The 21691-nt window shown below is 73.8% G+C and carries 10 protein-coding genes; 7 read left to right on the forward strand and 3 right to left on the reverse strand.

What is annotated here, in order from left to right:
• Position 1 precedes the first annotated feature (1 nt).
• Entirely contained in the window at positions 2–3649 is a 3648-nt protein-coding gene (locus MTF69_RS18765; protein ID WP_243336152.1) for a nitrate reductase subunit alpha, read from the reverse strand.
• A 311-nt stretch (positions 3650–3960) separates the two neighbouring features.
• On the opposite strand from MTF69_RS18765, the gene MTF69_RS18770 reads away from it, so the two are divergent.
• The 3 genes from MTF69_RS18770 (at position 3961) to MTF69_RS18780 (ending at position 7039) form a co-directional block, all read left to right on the forward strand.
• Entirely contained in the window at positions 3961–4701 is a 741-nt protein-coding gene (locus MTF69_RS18770) for a YwiC-like family protein (RefSeq protein WP_243336032.1), read from the forward strand.
• A gap of 80 nt (positions 4702–4781) precedes the next feature.
• Positions 4782–5780: a hypothetical protein gene (locus MTF69_RS18775; RefSeq protein WP_243336034.1), complete on the forward strand. Its 999-nt coding sequence runs from the start codon at positions 4782–4784 to the stop codon at positions 5778–5780.
• Positions 5777–7039: a hypothetical protein gene (locus tag MTF69_RS18780; RefSeq protein ID WP_243336035.1), complete on the forward strand. Its 1263-nt coding sequence runs from the start codon at positions 5777–5779 to the stop codon at positions 7037–7039. Before MTF69_RS18775 ends, MTF69_RS18780 begins: the two co-directional genes overlap by 4 nt.
• A gap of 77 nt (positions 7040–7116) precedes the next feature.
• Here MTF69_RS18780 and MTF69_RS18785 read toward each other — a convergent pair whose 3' ends face one another.
• Together MTF69_RS18785 and MTF69_RS18790 are read right to left on the reverse strand one after the other, a co-directional pair.
• Positions 7117–7998, reverse strand: a complete 882-nt coding sequence (locus MTF69_RS18785) for a GNAT family N-acetyltransferase (RefSeq protein ID WP_243336038.1) — start codon at positions 7996–7998, stop codon at positions 7117–7119.
• Between the two features lie 42 nt (positions 7999–8040).
• A complete protein-coding gene (locus tag MTF69_RS18790; RefSeq protein WP_374323329.1) occupies positions 8041–10890 on the reverse strand; it encodes a YbhN family protein in 2850 nt (949 codons plus the stop codon).
• A gap of 178 nt (positions 10891–11068) precedes the next feature.
• Here MTF69_RS18790 and MTF69_RS18795 point away from each other — a divergent pair, with 178 nt between their 5' ends.
• The 4 genes from MTF69_RS18795 (at position 11069) to MTF69_RS18810 (ending at position 21619) form a co-directional block, all read left to right on the forward strand.
• Positions 11069–11416, forward strand: a complete 348-nt coding sequence (locus MTF69_RS18795) for an MGMT family protein (RefSeq protein ID WP_243336041.1) — start codon at positions 11069–11071, stop codon at positions 11414–11416.
• Positions 11417–11707: 291 nt separating this feature from the next.
• Positions 11708–15652 carry a UvrD-helicase domain-containing protein gene (locus MTF69_RS18800; protein WP_243336043.1) on the forward strand — a complete coding sequence of 1315 codons (3945 nt, stop codon included), beginning with the start codon at positions 11708–11710 and terminating at the stop codon, positions 15650–15652.
• Positions 15653–15885: 233 nt separating this feature from the next.
• Positions 15886–20199: an ATP-dependent DNA helicase gene (locus MTF69_RS18805; protein WP_243336051.1), complete on the forward strand. Its 4314-nt coding sequence runs from the start codon at positions 15886–15888 to the stop codon at positions 20197–20199.
• A gap of 10 nt (positions 20200–20209) precedes the next feature.
• A complete protein-coding gene (locus MTF69_RS18810; protein ID WP_243336052.1) occupies positions 20210–21619 on the forward strand; it encodes a dipeptidase in 1410 nt (469 codons plus the stop codon).
• Positions 21620–21691 lie beyond the last annotated feature (72 nt).

Consider the following 21691-nt stretch of genomic DNA (forward strand, 5'->3'; position numbering starts at 1 on the left):
CTTAGAACTCCACCTTCTGGTCGCGGCGACGGATGACCGTCACCTCGTCGCGCTGGTTGCCGGTCGGGCCGAGGTAGTTGAAGGCCCAGGTCAGCTGGGCGTAGCCGCCGATGAGGTGGGTGGGCTTGAGCATCACCCGGGTCAGCGAGTTGTGGATGCCGCCGCGGCGGCCGGTCTTCTCCGTCTTGGGGACGCCGACCGTGCGCTCCTGCGCGTGGTTCATGTAGACCGTGCCGGGCGGCATCTTGTGGGAGACGATCGCGCGGGCGGTGATCACGCCGTTGCGGTTGACCGCCTCGATCCAGTCGTTGTCCCGGGCCCCGATCGCCTCGGCGTCCTGCGGGGACATCCACACCGTCTGGCCGCCGCGGCCCAGGGTCATCATGTAGAGGTTGTCCTGGTACTGGCTGTGGATCGCCCACTTGTTGTGCGGGGTCAGGTACCGGACGGCCACCGACTTCGCCTTCTCGTCGACCGTGCCGAGCTCGGGCTCCCCGTACAGGGTGTGCATGTTCAGCGGCGGCTTGTAGACGGGCAGGGACTCCCCGACCTCGTGCAGCCAGTCGTGGTCGATGAAGAAGTGCTGGCGGCCGGTGAGGGTGTGCCAGGGCTTGAGGTGCTCGGTGTTGATCGTGAAGGCCGTGTACCGGCGCCCGCCGGACTCGGAGCCCGACCACTCCGGCGAGGTGATCACCGGGACGGGGCGGGCCTGGGTGTCGGCGAAGGTGATCCGCTTGCCCTCGGCCTCGGCGGCCAGGTGGGCCATCGGGGTGCCGACCTTCTTCTCCAGCGTCTCGAACCCCTGGGTGGCGAGGCGGCCGTTGCTGGTGCCGGAGAGCGAGAGGATCGCCTCGCAGGCCTGCTGGGCGGTCTCCAGGCGCGGGCGGCCGTCGGCGACGCCGCCGCGCACCGTGCCGTTCTTCGCGCCGAGGTAGGCCACCTCCTCGGCCACGTCGAAGGTGACCGCCTTCGTGGTCACGCCCAGCTTGTCGACGAGCGGGCCGAGCGCGGCGAACTTCTCGCCGACCGCCCCGTAGTCCCGCTCCACGACCGCCAGGTTGTACATGGTCCGGCCCGGTACGGGCTCGCACTCGCCCTTCGACCAGTCCAGCGCGACCCCGCCGGGCTGCGCCATCTCGCCGCCCGGGGTGTCGTGCTGCAGGGCGGTGGCGACCAGGTCCTTGCGCACGCCCAGGTGGGTCCTGGCGAGCTCGCCGAAGCGCTCCGCCAGCCCCTTGAAGGCGTCGTAGTCGGAGCGCGCCTGCCACGGCGGGTCCACGGCCGGGGTGAAGGCGTGCAGGAAGGGGTGCATGTCAGTGGAGGACAGGTCGTGCTTCTCGTACCAGGTGGCCGCCGGGAACACCACGTCGGAGAGCAGCGTCGTGGACGTCATCCGGAAGTCCATGGACATGAGCAGGTCGAGCTTGCCCTCCACGTCCTCCTCCCGGTACGTCACGTCCTTCGGCGTGCAGCGCGGCCCGTCCTCGGGCAGGTTGGAGTGGGTGCCCAGGAGGTGCTTCAGGAAGTACTCGTTGCCCTTGGAGCTGGAGCCCAGCAGGTTGGCCCGCCATACGTTCAGCACGCGCGGCCAGTTGTGCGGGGCGTCCGGGTCCTCCCCGGCGAAGCCGAGCTCGCCGCTCTTGAGCTTCTCGACGGCGGAGGCGACGGGATCGGCCGCCTCGCCCAGCTCCAGCGGGTTGCGGTCGAAGGTCGGGTACGAGGGCATCCAGCCCATCCGGGTGCTCGCCGCGAGGCAGTCCGAGCCCGTCATGCCCGCGAAGGCGCCGCTACCGAGCGGGGAGGCGAGCGCCTGGGCCGGCAGGGTGTCGTAGCGCCACTGGTCGGTGTGCAGGTAGAACCAGGCCGCGCCGATCATCTGGCGCGGCGGGCGCGACCAGTCGGAGGCGGCGGCCAGCGTCGCCCAGCCGGTGACCGGCCGGCACTTCTCCTGGCCGACGTAGTGGCCCCAGCCGCCGCCGTTGCGGCCCTGACAGCCGGTGAGGGTGAGCAGCGCCAGGAAGGAGCGGTAGATGGTCTCGGAGTGGAACCAGTGGTTCGTGCCCGCGCCCATCAGGATCATGCAGCGGCCCCGGGACTGCTCTGCGGTCTGCGCGAACTCCCGTGCCACGCGCGCCGCCTGGGCTGCCGGGACCGAGGTCAGCGACTCCTGCCAGCCGGGGGTGCCCGGAGCGCTCGCGTCCTCGTAGCCGGTGGGCCACACGCCGGGCAGGCCCTCGCGACCGACGCCGTACTGGGCGAGCATCAGGTCGAAGACGGTGGTGACGAGCTTGCCGCCCAGTCGCCGTACGGGCACACCGCGGCGGATCGTGCCGCGCGGCTTCCCGTCCTCGTCGACGCCCTGTTCGTCGTCCTCGAAGCGGGGGAGGACGATCTCCACGCTCTCGCCGGCGGTGCCGTGCAGGGTCAGGCGCGGGACGGTGTCGCCGAGTTCGAGATTCCACTCGGGCTTCTCGTTCTTGCCCCAGCGGTGGCCCAGCGTGCCGTTCGGGACGACGGCCTCGCCGGTCGTGTCGTCGATCAGCACGGTCTTCCACTGCGCGTTCTCGGTGTCTTGACCGAGATCGGCGGCGGTGACGAACTTGCCGGGAACCAGGCCCTGTTCGGTTTCGGTGAGGGAAACCAGGAATGGCAGGTCCGTGTACTGGCGGACGTAATCCGTGAAGAAGGGGGTCTGCTGGTCGACGAAGAATTCCTTGAGGATGACATGGCCCATCGCGAGGGCCAGCGCACCGTCCGTACCGGGGTGCGGATGCATCCATTCGTCGGCGAATTTGGTGTTGTCCGCGTAATCGGGGGAGACGGTGACGACCTTCTGGCCGCGGTAGCGGGCCTCGGCCATCCAGTGGGCGTCCGGGGTGCGCGTGACGGGGACGTTCGAGCCCCACATCATCAGGTACGCCGCGTCCCACCAGTCGCCCGACTCCGGGACGTCCGTCTGGTCCCCGAAGACCTGCGGGGAGGCGACCGGGAGGTCTGCGTACCAGTCGTAGAAGGACAGCATCGGCGCACCGATGAGCGAGTGGAAACGGGCGCCGGCCGCGTGCGAGGCCATCGACATCGCCGGGATCGGCGAGAAGCCGGCGACCCGGTCCGGACCGTGCTCCTTGATCGTGTGCACGTGCGCGGCGGCGACGATCTCCGTCGCCTCCTCCCACGTCGCCCGCACCAGCCCGCCCTTGCCGCGCGCCTGCTGGTACGTACGCCGGCGGACCGGGTCGGACTGGACGTCGGCCCAGGCCTCGACCGGGTCGCCGAGGCGCGCCTTGGCCTCGCGGTACATCTCCAGCAGGGCGCCGCGCACGTACGGGTAGCGCACCCGGGTGGGGGAGTAGGAGTACCAGGAGAACGAGGCGCCGCGCGGGCAGCCGCGGGGCTCGTACTCGGGGCTGTCGGGGCCCACGGAGGGGTAGTCGGTGGACTGGGTCTCCCAGGTGATGATCCCGTCCTTGACGTAGACCTTCCACCGGCAGGAGCCGGTGCAGTTCACGCCGTGGGTGGAGTACACGACCTTGTCGTGGCTCCACCGGTCGCGGTAGAAGGCCTCCCCGGCGCGGCCGCCGGTGTGATGGACGGTCCGCAGGTCGTCGGACACCTCGGCGGTCCTGAAGAAACTGCCCGCCTTGATCAGCGATTCGGCGGCGTTCTGGTGTCCGTCGCGTACGTCGCGTACGTCGCGTCCGTGGCGTGCGTCGCGTACGTGGCGCTCGTGCAAGGCGACCTCCAGGCCGGGATAAAGGCGGTGCGTGGGGTCCGGGCAAGATGACCCAGACACGACGCTACGCCCGGCGCGGAGGCGAATCCGATGACAAAGGTCCCGTACGGGCGTGACCTAATTCCGGTCTTTCACAGGCCGAGTGGATGCCACGCTGGAAAGGTCCAACTCCGCCCCGCGGCCCGAAATTACGAGCCCGAATACCAATTACCGGAAGGCTGGGGAGCGTGCCGCCGAAGAAGGCCTCCTGGATCCCGGACCAGCACGGGGCGTGGGCGATGCTCACGGTGCCCTTCCTCGCGGGTGCGTTCCTCTCGCCGCGGCCCGGATGGCAGCACGCGCTGCTCCTGGCGGCCTGGCTCCTCGGCTACGCGGCGGTCTTCCACGCCCAGCAGTGGCTGCGCCTGCGCCGGGTCGCCGCACGCCGCCCGGAGGTGGCGCGGCGGCACGTCCGCCCGGCGCTAGTCCTCGCCGCGGCGACCGCCCTGGCGGGGATCCCGCTCGCGGTGCTCCACCCCTGGCTGCTGCTCGCGGGCGCGGCGGCGACGCCCTTCGTGGCCGCGAACTCCTGGTACGCGCGGCAGAACCGCGAACGGTCCCTGGCCAACGGGCTGGCCGCGGTGGTCCCGGCGTGCGGGATGCTGCTGGTGGCGGCGCGGCTGGGCGGCGGCGGCCTGCCCTGGGCGCCGGCCGCCGCCTGCCTGCTGTACTTCGCGGGCACGGTCCCGTACGTGAAGACGATGATCAGGGAGCGGAACTCCCGTACGTACTACCGCGGTTCGGTGACCTACCACGCAGCGGCCACCGCCCTCGCCGCCTGCCTCTCCCCCTGGCTGGCGATCCCCTTCGCGGCCTACCTGGCCCGGGCCGCCGTACTCCCCGGGTGGGGGGTGAACGTCCCGGTGGTCGGAGCCGTCGAAATCGTCGGGTCGGCGGTTCTGCTGGCTTCGCTGCTGCTGGTGTTCTGAACCCCGCAACCCACTGGTTAGGTATTCAACGCTCGGATATTTTCACCGAGTTGGGGGATTCTTGAATCGGGGGGCGATCCATGGCGGCCGGATTCGGCGAGGACGGGCTCGGGGGCGGGCCGGGTCCGGTGGGGGGCACCGTGGCGCCGGCCGGGCCGGGGGCGGAGCCGGGGGGTACGGGCGGGACGGCGGACACCGCCACGGTCGAAGCCGGTTCCACGGTGACGGTCGCGCCCGTGGCGGAGGCCGTACCTACGGCGGAGGTCACGCACACGGCGGCAGTCCCGCCAGCGGCGGAGCCGGACCCCAGGCCCCCGGGGCGGATGCGGCGCTGGCGGCAGCGGTTCGCCGCCGCGAGCCTCGCCAACAGGATCGCCGCCGCGGGGCTGGCCCTGGCACTCGTACCGTTGCTGACCCCCGTCGTGAAGGCAGGGTACGAAGCGGTGCTCGGGGGGGATCCCCTGACCGTGATCGCCAGCCCCGACAACGATCCTTGCCACGTCGGCTGGTTCGTCGCCCCCAGCCACGAGGAGCTGCGCGCATCGCTCAGCGCGAACATGACGGCCGACGGCCGCCGATCGCTGGACCGATGGGTGCGCGAGGGCTGGGTCACCCACCAGTCAGCGGTGGGGAGCCGGATCTCGGTCTACGGAAACAAGGGCGGCAGCGTCCAGCTGCGGGACTTCACCATCACGGTGAAACGGCGCGGCGCCCCCCTGCCCTGGGCGGTGACCACGGGCGCCGCATGCGGTGGCGACAGCATCCCCCTGCTGTACGTGGACCTCGACACCCTGCCCGTCGGCGTTCCCGTCTCGTACCGCTACCTCCAGTCCAGCCCACAGCAGGCCGCGGCCCGTGCGAAGGGCATGGGGGAGGAGCTCACGCTGCCCTACGAGCTCCGGAAGGACAGCTACTTCGCCATGCAGCTGGTCGGCCGCACCCTCGCGCACTACACGGAATGGCAGGCCACGCTCACGTGGTGGGACGGCGAGAGGCTGCACACGACCCAGCTCACCGACCAGGGCCGTCCCTTCCGCGTCTCCGCCGGCGGGTCCGCCGCTTCGGCGCCGACGCCGTGACGGGTCGGCTCCGGGCCCCGCACGCGCCGGTGACCGTGGCCGCCCTGGCCATGGCGGCCGTCCATTGCGTCGGGGTGCTGCCGCCCGTGGTCCGGTGGGCGGACGCGCAGGGATGGGTCCCCGAGACGCGCGGGATCTGGGTCTCCGCCCGGCTCCTGCTCGTCTCGCCGAGCCTGCGGATGGACGGGCGGGCCGCATGGGAGGCGGCGGGCACGGAAGCCCTGTGGACCCTGGCCTTCATCGGCGTGCTGAGCGCGCTGGTCACCCTCCTCCTCCGGGCCGTCGCGGCCGAGGACCCGGACCGCCCGTCTGATGACGCCGCAGCCCTGGTCCCCGCCCTCCAGCTGGTGTACCCGCTGCTCGCCCCGGTCGTGAACCTGGTGGCCCTGGCAATCAGCAGGGCCGGGAGACTGGCCTCCGAACCGGCGCTGCGCGGGGACGAGGCCCTCTTGCTGCTCGACGACGCCCACCGGTGGGCCGGCCATGCCCTGCTCCTCGGCCTGGTGGGCGGATTCGCTGCCGGATGCGCGGTGGTGCTCGCGCACGTCGACACGAAGCCGGCCGCGCCGACCCCCCGGCGGGCGGGCGGACGGGCCCGGCGCGCCCTGGCCGTCCTCGACGGGCTCCCGGCCCGGATCGGCGGCTCGCTGCTCGCCACCGCCGTATCGGTCATCGTGCTGCTGGCCCTGGCCGTTGACCTCCCCGGCACCGTGCTCACCCCGTTCGCCGAGCTCTGGTGCGATCCGGGAACCGCCAAGGAGGAAGCGATGTGCGTGCGCCTCCTGAGCGGCTCGGTCTCGCACACCATGCCGTTCCGGGACCTCGCCGTGGGCAGTTCCCTGTTCGGCTGGCTGCTCGCGGCGTACGGCACGTCGACGTTCGGGGCGAGCGCCTTCGCGGTGCACTTCTACGTCCGGGGGCTCGTGGGCGCTCTGCCGCCCGTGATGCGTACGGCGCTGTCCGTCGCGGCCGGGTACACGGTCGGGAGCATCGTCTGCGTGGCCGTCGTCACCGGACTCACCGACGTCGCCGCGGGAGGGTCCACGCCGCTCGGGGCGACCTGGGCGCTGCGCGAGATGGTCGTCCTGCGCGGGCTCCCGCACGCCATGTACGGCGCCCCGGTCGCGGCCCTGCTGGCCGCCTCCGCCGTCGCACTGCGCGGGCGGCTCGCGCACCGCGCAGGGGCAACGGAGACGGACGCCGGTACTCGGGCGGAACCGGCCGGGGCCGCGAGACCCGCCCCCGAGCCGTCCCCCTGATCCGTGCGGCAGCACCGGCAGCCAGACCGTGTGTTGGTCTTCTGAGGGTCCGCGGGGCGCTCAGAGGGGGAGCGGGTTCAGAGGGGGAGCGAGCGGAACTCGTCCAGGACGGCGAAGCCCGTGCGGTCGTACAGGCTCATCGCCACCTCGTTGCCGCCGAACACGTTGAACATCAGCGCCTCGTCGCCGCCCTGCCGGGTGGCCCACTCGCCGACGGCCATCGCGGCCCGGCCGTAGCCCTTGCCGCGGTGCTCCTCGTACACCTCCAGGGAGAAGCCGAAGGTGACGCCGGGCAGGTAGCCGTGGTTCACCCAGCCCGTGCCGATCACCTGCCCGTCGGCCTCCATCGCGTAGAAGGCGTGCCCGGGGGTGCGGTAGCCCTGCGGGAGGGACTGGGCGAAGTCCTGGTCGGACTTCGCCTTGGCCTGCTCCGGGGTCAGGGCTCCGGCCCGGACGATGTCCGCCACGTACGCGGCCTCCTCGCCGGCGTACCAGCCGGGGTACTCGTCCTCGGTGAGCGGGCGGACGGCGAGGCCCGGCGGCAGGGCCGGACCTTCGGCGGCGGCCCGCATCCGGCTCTGGCCCCGCACGGGATAGCCGGCGAAGAGCGCGTGCGAACCGTTGGCGGCGCCCGTGAGCCGGACCTCCACCCGCCCGGCGCCCCGCTCGGCGCACCAGCGCTCGGCCCAATCGCGGGCCGCCGCCGCGGCCGGCCCCGGCTCCGCCGTCAGGTCGTGGATCCGGCCCACGGCGGCTCCGTTGTCCTCGGACACCCCGACCGCGATCCATCCGGCGCCGTCCGTGGCCACCGTCCAGCCGTCGACGCCCTTCAGCGCCCGCTCCAGCAGGGCCCCGGAGAGGGGTTCCGAGCACCCTGCGGCCCGGTACCCGGCCCGTACCCGCTCCTCGAAGCCGTCCCGCCACTCGCCCTGGTCGGTCACGACCCGTATTCCGTTCATCCGGCCAGCCTAGGCAGGGCGGCTGAACGGACTCCAGGGGATTTAGATCGCTTCCTTGCGCGTCAGGAAGTTGAAGGAGATCCAGCCCGGCAGCACCGGCAGCCAGAACGTCATCAGCCGGAACATCAGCACCGCGGCGCCCGCCACCTGGCCGTCCAGTCCCGCCGCGATCAGGCCCAGCGTCAGAGTGGCCTCCACCGCGCCGATGCCGCCCGGTGTCGGCGCGGCCGAGCCCAGGGCGTTGCCGGCCAGGAAGACCACCGCGATGCTCGCGTAGCTGATGTCCTCGCCGCCCCCGAAGGCGCGGATCGAGGCATCCAGGCACATCACGAAGCAGCCCGTCAGCAGCAGCATCCCGCCGATGCCGGTCAGCAGCTTCTGCGGCCGCTGGAGCACGTCCAGCATGCGCGGGACCACTCCCGCGAACAGGGCCCGCACCCGGGTCGCCACGAACTTCCGCAGGAACGGCACGGCCGTGACCACCAGCACCAGCACGGCCACCGTCAGCAGACCGGCGATGACCGTCCTCGACGGGGTCATCTCGGGGGTCTTCTCGGTCCCCGTCAGATAGCCGAAGGACAGCAGCAGCAGGATGTGGCTCGCCAGTCCGAAGAGCTGCGAGGCGCCCACGCTGGCCACCGCGAGCCCCGGCCGGATGCCGGCCCGCTGGAGGAAGCGGGTGTTCAGCGCGACACCGCCGACCGCCGCCGGAGCCACCAGTTTCACGAAGGATCCGGCGACCTGGGCCAGTACGGTCCGCAGGAACGGCACCCGCTCGGGCACGAAGCCCAGCAGGCTCATCGCCGCCGCGAAATAGCTGAGCGCGGAGAAGGCGAACGCCACCCCGACCCAGCCCCACTGCGCCTGGTCGACGAGCGTCCCGAAATCGACGTGCGTGATCTGGGTCAGCAGGAAGTACGCGCCGATCGCTCCCGCGATGAACGACACCAGCGTGCGCGGCCGGATCCGCTCCAGCCGGGCCGGCTCCACCGGTGCCTGCGGACGGATCAGCAGCACCTGCTGGCGGATCTGGCTCAGCAGATCCTCCTCGCGGGCCCCGTCGAGCGCGTCGTCCAGGGCCCTCTTCTCGGCCTTCTTCTCGGCGGTGGAGCGCGATCCGGCCGACCCGGAGGCGGCTTCCCGCGCCGCCTTCGCCGCCCGCGAGGACTCCAGTACGGCTTCCCGCTCGCGGTCCGCCCGCTCCCGCGCCAGCTTGCGCAGCGTCGCCCGGGTGGAGCGGCTCAGCGCGATCGGCTGGAGCAGCGGCAGGCAGTCCGCCACCGCGTCCGGGCCGAGCACCGATACCGCCGAGGCGACCGAGCGCTCGGCGCCGACCCGCAGGCCGAGGGTGGTGAGCAACTGCGCGATGTCCATGCGCAGCACGAGGTCGCCGGCCGCGATCTCGCCGCCGCGCAGGTCGGTCAGGGTGATGGTGCCCGCCGCGGAGCCGCCGCCGGCGCCACCGCCGGCGCCACCGCCGGCGCTACCGATGCCGCTGCCGCTGCCGGAACGATCCACCACGAGCGCGTCCCCGGTCAGCCGCCGGTGCGCGATCCGCCGGGACTGCAGGGCCCGTACCTGCTGCCAGGCGTTGCGGCTCAGCTCGTCGGTGATCTCCTCGTCGGCCAGCTGGTCCAGGCTCCGGCCGCCCAGGTGCTCGTAGACGAGCATCACGGCGTCCGGGCCCAGCTCGGAGGTGGCGATGAGCTTGGGCGCGTTGGCTCCGGCGGCGATGGCCGCGTACGCGAGCAGCGCTTCCTGCTCCAGCGCCTGGCGCAGGGACTGCAGACTGCGCCGGGTGGTGATCCCGCGCAGCGTGAGGCGGCGCCAGACCCGGTAGTAGAAGCCCTGGGCCTGCTGCTCCCGGTCCACGACGGTGACGTCGAGCGGTGGGCCCTCTTCCAGGGTGACGTGGTAGCGCCGCCCCCGGTCGCTGACCTCGGTGCTGTCGGGACCCTCCGGGGACTCGGCGCGCATCGCGCTGACCGGCTGGAAGCCGACCCGGCGCAGTCCCGCGAGGAGGTTCTGCCCGGTGGGCCGGACGTTCGGCGAGCCGACCGCGTACAGGGTTCCGTACGCGACGCTCCAGCCGATCAGCACGGTCAGGATGATCGAGAAGGGGGTGGTGTAGCCGCCGACCAGCATCGCGAAGGCGTCCAGCAGCAGGACCACCCACAGGGCGACGCGCCAGCGGGGACGCCGGGTCATCCCGACGGCGGTCATGTACGCGATCACGGGCGCGAGGTAGCCGTGCACCGGATCGGTGAGGGCCCCGTCGGCCATGGTGGGGCGGGTGAGGGCCTCCTGGATGGTCACGGGCGCGGCCTGGGCGACCCAGAGGTCGGTGGCGAGGGTGACCCCGTGCGCGAGGACGGCGGCGAGCACGCCGTCCGCGATGCGCAGTCCGTCGCGCTTGATCAGCCGCTCGATGGCGAAGGCCACGGGGACCAGGAGCACGGCGATGCTGGACACCAGCCCGGCGACCTTGATCAGCATGTCGGGCGCCTGCCCGGTGCCGTTGCTGATGTCGGCCTCCAGACCCGCGGTGGTGCCGTGGGCGAAGGCGGCGATGCCGAGGACCAGGGCGATGCCGAGGATCCCGACGAGGAGGCGTACGAGGTCGGAGGGGCGGTGCACGCGGGCGGCGAGCAGCGGCTCGTCGACCTCGACCTGATCGGCGGCTGTCGGGGTGTGGCCGTGCGGGGTCTCGACGTCCTCGGGGGCCGGGGCCGGGGCCGGGGTCGGGGTCGGGTCCGGGGCCGGGGTCCGGTCCGGGACCGGGGCATGAGGCGGAGCCTGCGGCAGGTCCGCGTGGTTGTCCTCGCGACCCTGTGGCGGGCCTTCGTCTGGGCGCGCGCCGTCGTTCGCCGCCGCGCCGTCCGGAGGACTCACACCCTGCTCCTTTCCCGTCACTTCCGTCTCTTCTTGATCACGTATCACGCGTCACCGCCCGGAAGATGGTGGCACGGACCGACGGCCGCAGGGGGCAGCAGGGTGCGAGCCGGTCCGGAACACCGGCTTCCACGCGCTTGCCGCTCCCCTGCCGGTCCGGTGCGGCACCATGGGCCGAATGAGCGAAGAGCTGCCGGCGTACGCGGAGCGGGTGCTGGAGGCGGCCGAGCGGATTCCGCCCGGCCGGGTGATGACGTACGGCGACATCGCGGAGTGGCTCGGCGAGGGCGGGCCCCGTCAAGTGGGCCGCGTCATGGCGCTGTACGGCGGAGCCGTGCCCTGGTGGCGCGTGGTGCGGGCGGACGGCCGTCCGCTGCCCGGCAGCGAGCGGCGGGCGCTGGAGAACTACCGGGCCGAGGCCACCCCGCTGCGGCTCACCGGCGACGGCGAACCGCGGCTCGACATGCGGCGGGCACGCTGGGACGGGTACGGCGGGGACACGGCGCGGGACGAAGGTCACATGTGACAGCTTCGGCCATGTGCGGCCCGGAGGGGCGGTCGAAGAGACGTGCGAAGCCCCGTACGGGGGATGGGCGGGACCGGATGGCAGTGAGGACCGGAGCGAGGGCCGGAGTCCCGGGGAAACTGCGCCCGCCGCACGCCTTGCCGTAGCGTTGCCTCTTCGGCTTCGGCTTCGGCTCGGGCCACCGCCTCGGCTCCGGCTTCGGCCACTGCCCGAGACGTCACCACAGGAGCAGCAGCAACCGCTGCGGCAGCGACCGCCGCAACGGCAGACCCACCAGGACCGGCACCCCACGTGAACACCTCTTCCTCCGACGGCCACCGCACCGAGCGGCGGCGTACGCGGACCCCGGACGCGTACCGCCTGGTGCGTACCGGTGCGGAGCGGGTGGATCCCCCTGTGCTGGACGCAGCGCAGCGGGCGGTGGTTGAGCACACCGGCGGACCGCTGCTGGTCCTGGCCGGACCCGGCACCGGAAAGACCACCACACTGGTGGAAGCGGTCGCGGCCCGCGTCGAGGCCGGGACCGACCCCGCCCGCATCCTGATCCTCACCTTCAGCCGCAAGGCCGCGGTGGAACTGCGCGACCGGACCGCCCTGCGGCTCGGCGGGGCGCGCGCCCCGCAGGCCACCACCTTCCACTCCTTCTGTTACGGACTGGTCCGCGCCCACCAGGACGCGGAACTCTTCGCGGACCCGCTGCGACTCCTCTCCGGCCCGGAGCAGGACGTCATGGTCCGCACCCTGCTGGAGGGCCAGCGCCGGATCCGCTCGATCCGCTGGCCGGACGACCTGCGGGCCGCACTGACCACGCGGGGCTTCGCGGACGAGGTTCGCGCGGTGCTCGCCCGCGCCCGCGAGCTCGGGCTGGGGCCGCAGGCCCTCTCCGACTTCGCGACCCGCCTCGGCCGGCCCGACTGGAAGGCGGCGGCGGCCTTCCTCGCCGAATACCTGGACGTCCTGGACCTCCAGGGCACCCTGGACTACGCGGAACTCCTCCACCGCGCGGTGCTCCTCGCGGAGCGCACCCCGTCACTCTCGTCCACGTACGACGTGATCTACGTGGACGAGTACCAGGACACGGACGCCTCGCAGCTGCGCCTGCTGCGCGCACTGGCCGGCCCCGCCGGGCGGCTGACCGCCTTCGGCGACCCCGACCAGTCGATCTACGCCTTCCGCGGCGCGGACATCAACAACATCCTGGACTTCGAAACCTCCTTCCCCGGAGCGGAGGTCCGCGCCCTGACGGTCTCCCGCCGCTCGGCTTCGGTCCTCCTCACCGCCACCCGGCACCTGACCACCCGCATGCAGGTGCCGCGCCTGCCCTCGGCGGCGGTACGGGCCCACCGCGCGCTCGCGTCGACGCGCGAGGGCGGCCGGGTCGAGGTGTTCACCTACCCCACGGCCGGCGCGGAACTGGACAACATCGCCGACATCCTGCGCCGGGCCCACCTGGAGGAGGGCGTGCCGTGGCAGGACATGGCCGTCCTGGTCCGCGCGGGCGGCCGCACCCTGCCGCAGATGCGCCGCGCCCTGATCGCGGCGGGAGTCCCGGCCGAAACGGACGGCACGGACGCCCCCCTCCGCCACGAGCCGGCCATAGCCCCCCTCCTCACGGCCCTGCGCACCCTCGCCGAATCCACCACCCCGAACACCGCAAACCCCTCACGGCCGACCCCACCCGCCCCAGACGCCCCGACCTCCGCCGAGGCCCCGTTCGGTTCAGACGTCCCGGCTTTCGCCGAGGCCCCGGCCGAGGCTGAACTCCCCGGCGCCGAGGGCGCCGACGCGAGCGAGCCCGCCGGCATCGCCGAGCCGGACGGTCGGGGCACCAACTCGGCCGCCGGAGGCGGCACCGAGCCGTCCGGCCCGGAGGCCGTGCCCGGCTCCGCCGGTGACCCGGCCGGGGCCGAGGGCGAGCCGTCCGCCGGAGTCGAGGCTGCGTCCGGCGCCGCAGGCGCCGGTGTGCGCGAGCCTGCTCCCGCAGCGGGTCTGTCCGGCTCCGCCGGCATCCCGGACGCGGCACCGGCCGACCTGTCCGACGGAGTCGGGGTTCCTTCGGGCGCCGCAGGCGCCGGTGCGGGAGAGCCCGCTCGCAACTCTGGGGCGGGTGGGCGGGGGACTTCCCCCGCCGCCGGAGACGGCACCGGTCTGCCCGGCTCCGCCGGCAACCCGGACGCGGCACCGGCCGACCTGTCCGACGGAGTCGGGGTTCCTTCCGGCGCCGCAGGCGCCGCGGCGGGCGGGCCTGCCCGTGAGGACACCTCACCCGCCGCCGCGGAAGTCGGCGTCGACCGGCCGGCCCCGGCGGACGCCGCGAGCGCCTCCGCCGACGAGCCCGCCGCAGGCGAAGCGTGGATCGGGGTCGAGGCCGCGCTCGTGCTGCTGTCCTCGCCGCTCGGCGGGATGGACGCCGCCGACCTGCGCCGCCTCGGCCGCGCCCTGCGCGACGAGGAGCGGGCCGCCGGGGTCCGCACCCCCGCGCCCTCCGACGTCCTCCTCGCCCGCGCCCTCGCAGAGCCCGAGCGGCTCGTCGCCCACGACCCCGCCTACGCCCGCGGAGCGCAACGCCTCGGCCTGCTGCTGCGCAAGGCCCGCGAGCTCCTCGCCGGCGGCGGCACCGCCGAGGAGGTCCTGTGGACCCTCTGGGACGGCACTCCCTGGCCGCAGCGCCTCGAACGCAGCGCCCGCCGCGGCGGCCCCGCGGGCCGCAACGCCGACCGCGACCTCGACGCCGTCTGCGCGCTCTTCGACACCGCCGCCCGCGCGGAGGAACGTACCGGCGGCCGCGGCGCCCTCAACTTCCTCGAACAGCTTGAAGCCGAGGACATCGCCGGAGACACCCTCACCCCCCGCGCCACCCGCCGCGAAGCCGTCCGCCTCATGACCGCGCACCGCTCCAAGGGCCTGGAGTGGGGACTCGTCCTCGTCGCGGGCGTGCAGGAAGGGCTCTGGCCCGACCTGCGCCGCCGCGGCTCCCTCCTCGAAGCCGACCGCATCGGCCGCGACGGCCTCGCCGAACCCCTCACCCCCGGCGCGCTCCTCGCCGAGGAGCGCCGCCTCTTCTACGTCGCCGCCACCCGCGCCCGCGAGCGCCTCGTCGTCACCGCCGTCAAGGCCCCCGCCGAGGACGGCGATCAGCCCTCCCGCCTCCTCACCGAGCTCGGCGTCCCCGTCAAGGACGTCACCGGCCGCCCCCGCCGCCCCCTCGCGGTCCCCGCGCTCGTCGCGGAACTCCGCTCCACCACCGTCGACCCCGACGCCTCGCCCGCACTGCGCGACGCCGCCGCCCGGCGCCTCGCCCGGCTCGCCGTGCTCACCGACGACGAGGACCGCCCCCTCGTCCCCGCCGCGCACCCGCAGCGCTGGTGGGGGCTGTACGAGCCCACCCGCAGCAGCGTCCCGCTGCGCGACCGCGACCACCCGGTCGCCCTGTCCGGCTCCGCCCTGGAGCAGCTCGCCAACACCTGCTCCCTCCAGTGGTTCCTGGGCCGCGAGGTCAAGGCCGACGCCCCCTCCACCGCCGCCCAGGGCTTCGGCAACGTCGTCCACGTCCTCGCCGACGAGGTCGCCTCCGGCCGCACCCCCGCCGACCTCGCCGTCCTCATGGAACGCCTCGACTCCGTCTGGGACTCGCTCGCCTTCGACGCCCCCTGGAAGTCCCGCCAGGAGAAGGACAACGCCCGCGCCGCCCTGGAACGCTTCCTGCGCTGGCACACCACCGACCGCGGGGGCCGGGCGGCCGTGGCCACCGAGCACGACTTCGACGTCACCCTCGAAGCGGGGGAGTACGCCGTCCGGGTACGCGGCTCCATGGACCGCGTCGAGGCGGACGCGCAGGGCCGCGCGTACGTCGTCGACTTCAAGACCGGCAAGGGCGCGCCGACCGCCAAGGAGGTCGAACGCCACCCGCAGCTCGCCGTGTACCAGCTCGCCGTGCGCGAGGGCGCCGTCGACGAGGTCTTCGACGGCCTGCGCCCCGCACCGGGCGGCGCCGAACTCGTGCAGCTGCGCCAGGGCGCCGCCCAGCGCGACGGCGGCGACACGGTGCCCAAGATCCAGGCGCAGCAGGCCCTGGAGGGCGGCGCCCCCGGCGAATGGGTCGGCGACCTGCTCGCCACCGCAGCCGGCCGGGTCCTCGACGAGCGCTTCGCGCCCGTCCTCGGCGAGCATTGCAAGCGCTGCTCATTCCGCAGCGCCTGCAGTGCCCGCCCGGAGGGCCGACAGACCGTCGAGTGACAGCTGTCAGAGGGGGCGGCTAGCGTCTCTGATTGGCGTAGTGGTCCCGAGTTATCCTCGGAATCCATGCCAATCGTCTTCGTGCCCTGGTGCCGACCGGCTTGCCGACGGCCCGTGTGAACACGTCCCTCCGGACGCTGGTTGGCCCGTGCACGGCTATGGGGCCAAGGAGGGTGCCCGACGTCGCCTGGGCGCCGGGCGTGCGCATACATAGTGTCATAGGATCGCTACGGATGGTTAGCTCAAGGGGGTCTCTGGACGTGTCCGGGTCTGCGTCCGTCCTCACCGATCCCGAGCAGCTCAAGGAGCTCCTGGGGATCCCCTTCACGCCCGAACAGATGGCCTGCGTCACCGCCCCGCCCGCCCCGCAGGTCATCGTGGCCGGCGCCGGTTCCGGCAAGACGACCGTCATGGCCGCCCGCGTGGTCTGGCTGGTCGGCACCGGCGCGGTCGCGCCCGAGCAGGTCCTCGGCCTGACCTTCACCAACAAGGCCGCCGGCGAGCTCGCCGAGCGGGTACGGACCGCCCTCGCGCGCGCCGGGATCACCGATCCGGACCCCTCCCCGGCCGAGGCCGACTCCGCGGGCGGGGAGCCGCGCATCTCCACGTACCACGCCTTCGCCGGACAGCTCCTCAAGGACCACGGCCTGCGCATCGGCCTGGAGCCCAGCGCCCGGCTGCTCGCCGACGCCACCCGCTTCCAGCTCGCCGCCCGCGTGCTCCGCGAGGCCCCCGGCCCCTACCCCTCCCTCACCAAATCCGTTCCCGACCTGGTCAGCGACCTGCTCGCGCTCGACGGGGAGCTCTCCGAGCACCTCGTACCGCCGGAGCGCCTGCGCGCGTACGACACGGAGCTCCTCTCCGCCCTCGCGGACGTCAAGCTGAGCAACGAGGACCTGCGCAAGGTGCCCGAGGCGGTCCGCGGCCGCCTGGAGCTGCTCGAGCTGGTTTCCCGCTACCGCGCGGCCAAACGCTCCCGCGACCTCCTCGACTTCGGCGACCAGATAGCCCTCTCCGCGCGGCTCGCCACCACCCGGCCCGAGGTCGGCGCCCTGCTGCGCGAGGAGTTCCGCGTCGTCCTGCTCGACGAGTACCAGGACACCTCGGTCGCGCAGCGGCTGCTGCTGTCCGGGCTGTTCGGCGGGGGCACCGGGCACGCGGTGACCGCCGTCGGCGACCCCTGCCAGGCCATCTACGGCTGGCGCGGCGCCTCCGTGGCCAACCTCGACGACTTCCCCGAGCACTTCCCGTACGCCGACGGCAGCGCCGCGACCCGCTTCTCCCTCAGCGAGAACCGGCGCAGCGGCGGCCGCCTCCTGGACCTCGCCAACGACCTCGCCGCCCCGCTGCGCGCCATGCACGAGGGAGTCGAGGCCCTGCGCCCCGCACCGGGCGCGGAGCGCGACGGCTCCGTGCGGTGCGCGCTGCTGGAGACCCACGCGCAGGAGCTCGACTGGATCGGCGACTCCGTCGCCCACTTGGTCCGCACCGGCACGGAGCCGCGCGAGATCGCCGTACTGTGCCGCTCGGGCGGGGATTTCGCACGGATCCAGGCGGTCCTCGTCGAGCGGGACGTCCCGGTCGAAGTGGTCGGCCTGTCCGGCCTGCTCCACCTCCCGGAGGTCGCGGACCTCGTCGCCGTCTGCGAGGTCCTCCAGGACCCGGGCGCCAACGCCGCGCTCGTCCGCCTGCTCATCGGGCCGCGCTGGCGGATCGGCGCCCGCGACCTGGCCCTGCTCGGCCGCCGCGCCCGCACCCTGATCTCCCGCTCTCCCTCCTCCGGCGACGACGACCGCCTCGCGGCAGCCGTCGAGGGCGTGGACCCGGCGGAGATCGTGTCGCTGGCCGACGCCCTGGAAACCTTCCTGGACGGCGCGGGCCAGTCCGCCCCCGACCAGCTGCCCTTCTCCGCCGCCGCCAGGGTCCGCTTCGCGCACCTGGCCCAGGAACTGCGCGACCTGCGCCGTTCCCTCTCCGACCCCCTGATGGACGTCCTGCACCGGGTCCTGTCGACGACCGGCCTCGACGTGGAACTGGCCTCGTCCCCGCACGCGCTGGCGGCCCGCCGCCGGGAGACCCTGTCGAGCTTCATGGACGTGGCGGCCGGCTTCGCCTCCCTGGACGGCGAGGCCTCCCTCCTGGCCTTCCTCGGCTTCCTGCGCACGGCGGCCCAGTACGAAAAGGGCCTGGACCACGCCCTCCCCGGCGGCGAGAACACGGTCAAGGTCCTGACGGCCCACAAGTCCAAGGGCCTGGAGTGGGACGTGGTCGTGGTCCCCGACCTCTCCGCCGGCTCATTCCCGAAGGAGAAGGCCCCGGAGGCCTGGACCTCGTACGCGAAGGTCCTCCCGTATGCCCTGCGCGGGGACGCGCCGACCCTCCCGCCCACCCCGGAATGGACCTCACAGGGCCTGCGCGCCTTCAAGTCATCCCTCAAGTCCCACAAGGCAACCGAAGAACTCCGCCTCGGCTACGTCACCTTCACCCGCCCCCGCTCCCTCCTCCTGGCCTCGGGCCACTGGTGGGGCCCGACGCAGAAGAAACGGCGCGGCCCGTCCGAGTTCCTGACCGCCCTGTACGAACACTGCGCCGCGGGCCACGGCGAGATCGAAGCCTGGGCCGACACCCCGGCCCCGGACGCGGAAAACCCGGCCCTCTCCACGGACTCGACCCCGGACCACTCCTGGCCCCTCCCCCTGGACCCCGCCTCCCTCACCCTCCGCCGCAAAGCAGCCACCCTGGTCGAGTCCTACCTCCACCCGACACCCCGGCCGACCGCCGCCCCCTCGGACCCCGCGGGGCCCCGGGCCCACCCGGGCTACCCAGCCCACCTGGGCTACTCGGACGCCCCGGGCTACCCAGCCCAGCCGCACGACCCGGCCCACCCGCACGACCCGGCCCACCTGGGCTACCCGGATGACTCGGCCGACCTGGGCTACCCGGATGACCCGGACCACCAGGGCGACCCGGACCACCTGGGCCACTCGGGTACCCCGGAGGGTCGGGGGGCCTCCGGGAAGACCCGGGAGCACCCGGTCTCACCGGCGGACCCCCACCTCTGGCCCCCGCACTGCGAAGACCCCGCCTACGACGAGGAACCCCCGGCCCCGTGGCCGGACGAGGCCGACGAGTCCGCAGACACGACCATCCCGTGGCCGGACGAGGCCGCAGCGACAGCCGCCCCGCGGCCGGACCCTGCCGACGGGCCCACCGCCGCGGACGCCACCTGGCCGCAGGCCGGGGCAGGCCAGGGCGCGCCCGCCGACCGCACCGGCCAGGCTGTGCCCGCCGCCGCAGGCGGAACCCCGCAGGGGGTCCGGGGCACAGCCCCGGTTTCGGGAAGGGGCGGGGTGGGGGAAGAAGAAGCCCCCCCGGCCCCCGACGCCCTCTGGCCGCAGGACGCCGACTGGTCCGCGCCCCGCCCGCGCCCCGCCGCGCCCGCCGCCGACGCCCTGTGGCCGGAGGCCGAGCCCGGCCTGCGCCCGTCGGCGCCCGCCGACGACTGGTGGCCGGTGGCCGATTCCGGCCTGCGCCGGTTGGCGCCCGCCGACGACCTGTGGCCGGAGGCCGAGGACCCGGCCCGGGCCAGGCCCCGCCCGCGCCCCGCCGTGCCCGGCGGCGACGCCCTGTGGCCGGAGGACGAGGCCGGGGACGCCGACTGGGCCGCGGCGGAGCCCCGCCCGCGCCCCGCCGCGCCCCGCGGCGACGACCTGCGGACAGAGGCCGGGCCCGGCCCCGGCCCGCGCCTCACCCCCGAAGACGCCCGGGCCATCGCCTCCTGGGACCGCGACCTCGACGCCCTGGAGGGCGAGCTCCGCCGCGCCCGCGAGGCCGTCCGAGACGTGGAGCTCCCGCCCGCGCTCTCCGCCAGCCAGCTGCTCCGCCTCGCCTCCGACGAGCAGGGCTTCGTACGCGACCTCGCCCGCCCCATGCCGAAGGCCCCGCAGCCCGCCGCCCGCCAGGGCACCCGGTTCCATGCCTGGGTCGAGTCCCGATTCGAGGAGCTCCCGCTGCCCCACCTCGACGTCCTCGACCCCCTCACCGACCTCCCCGGCGCCCAGCCCCCGGGCGGGGACGCCTCCGACCAGGACATCGCCGACGAGGCCGACCTCGAGTCCCTCAAGGCGGCCTTCGAGCGCAGCCCGTACGCCGACCGGACCCCGTACCGCATGGAGGTCCCGGTCCAGCTGACCCTCGCCGGCCGGGTGATCCGCGCCCGGATCGACGCCGTCTACCGCACCGCGGACGCGGACGCGGACGCGGACACAGACGCGGACGGCAGCGGCATCGGCATCGGCAGCGTCGGCTACGAGATCGTCGACTGGAAGACCGGCCGCACCACCGAGGCCGACCCCCTCCAGCTGGCCGTCTACCGCCTGGCCTGGGCGGAAGCCACGAACACCCCCCTCGCCAAGGTCACGGCCGTGTTCCTGCACGTCCGCAGCGGCCGCGTGATCCGCCCCCGCAACCTCCCCGACCGCGCTCGTCTTGAGCAGATCCTCCAAGGCAAAACGGACACGGAAAGTGACCATCGCACGGACGGCTAGGCTCGGGGGCATGAGCGACACCCCGGCGGACAGCGTCGTCCGCACGTACATCGACACGCACCGCGCCGCCTTCCTCGACGACCTCGCCGACTGGCTCCGCATCCCCTCCGTCTCGGCCCAGCCCGAGCACGCGGACGACGTACGGCGCAGCGCCGACTGGCTGGCCGCGAAGCTCAAGGAGACCGGTTTCCCGGTCACCGAGGTCTGGCAGACGGCCGGCGCCCCCGCCGTCTTCGCCGAATGGCCGAGCGCGGACCCCGCCGCCCCCACCGTCCTCGTCTACGGGCACCACGACGTGCAGCCCGCCGCCCTCGCAGACGGCTGGCACACCGACCCGTTCGAGCCGGTGATCAAGGACGGCCGGATGTACGGGCGCGGCGCGGCCGACGACAAGGGGCAGGTGTTCTTCCACACCCTCGGCGTCCGGGCCCACCTCGCCGCGACCGGCGCGTCCGCCCCCGCCGTGCACCTCAAGCTGATCATCGAGGGCGAGGAGGAGTCCGGTTCCCCGCACTTCCGCGCCCTCGTGGAGCGCGAGGCGGCCCGCCTCGCCGCCGACGTCGTGATCGTCTCCGACACCGGCATGTGGTCCGAGACCACCCCCACTGTCTGCACCGGCATGCGCGGCGTCGCCGACTGCGAGATCGACTTCTTCGGCCCCGACCAGGACATCCACTCGGGTGCCTTCGGCGGCGCCGTGCCCAATCCGGCCACCGTCGCCGCCCGTCTCGTCGCGGCCCTGCACGACGCCGACGAGCGGGTCACGATCCCCGGCTTCTACGACAACATCGCCGAGCTCACGGACGCGGAGCGGGCGCTGATCGCCGAGCTCCCCTTCGACGAGAGCGAGTGGCTCCGTACGGCCAAGTCGTACGCGGCCTCGGGCGAGGCCGGCTACTCCACGCTGGAGCGCGTCTGGGCCCGCCCGACCGCCGAGGTCAACGGCATCGGCGGCGGCTACCAGGGACCCGGCGGCAAGACCATCGTGCCCGCCTCGGCGCACCTGAAGCTGTCGTTCCGGCTGGTCTCCGGGCAGGACCCGTACGAGGTCGAGACGGCCGTCACCGCCTGGGTCGCGGAGCGCGTCCCGGCCGGAATCCGGCATTCCATCACCTTCGGCGCCCCGACCCGGCCATGCCTGACACCGCTGGACCACCCGGCGCTGCAGTCGGTCGTACGCGCCATGAGCAGGGCCTTCGGCCAGAAGGTCCGCTTCACCCGCGAGGGCGGCTCGGGGCCGGCGGCCGACCTCCAGGACGTGCTGAACGCACCCGTCCTCTTCCTCGGGATCTCCGTACCCTCCGACGGCTGGCACTCGCCGAACGAGAAGGTCGAGCTCGACCTGCTCGCCAAGGGGGTCGAGACGGCCGCCTACCTCTGGGGCGACCTCGCCGCCCACTGGAAGCCGGCGTCCGCTTGACGACGCCGCACCCGCACCCGTACCCGCACACCCGTCCGTCCTGCTGAGCCTGCCTGTGTCCCACCACCGGGG

This window comes from Streptomyces sp. AP-93 (assembly GCF_022808175.1).
GTDB lineage: Bacteria > Actinomycetota > Actinomycetes > Streptomycetales > Streptomycetaceae > Streptomyces.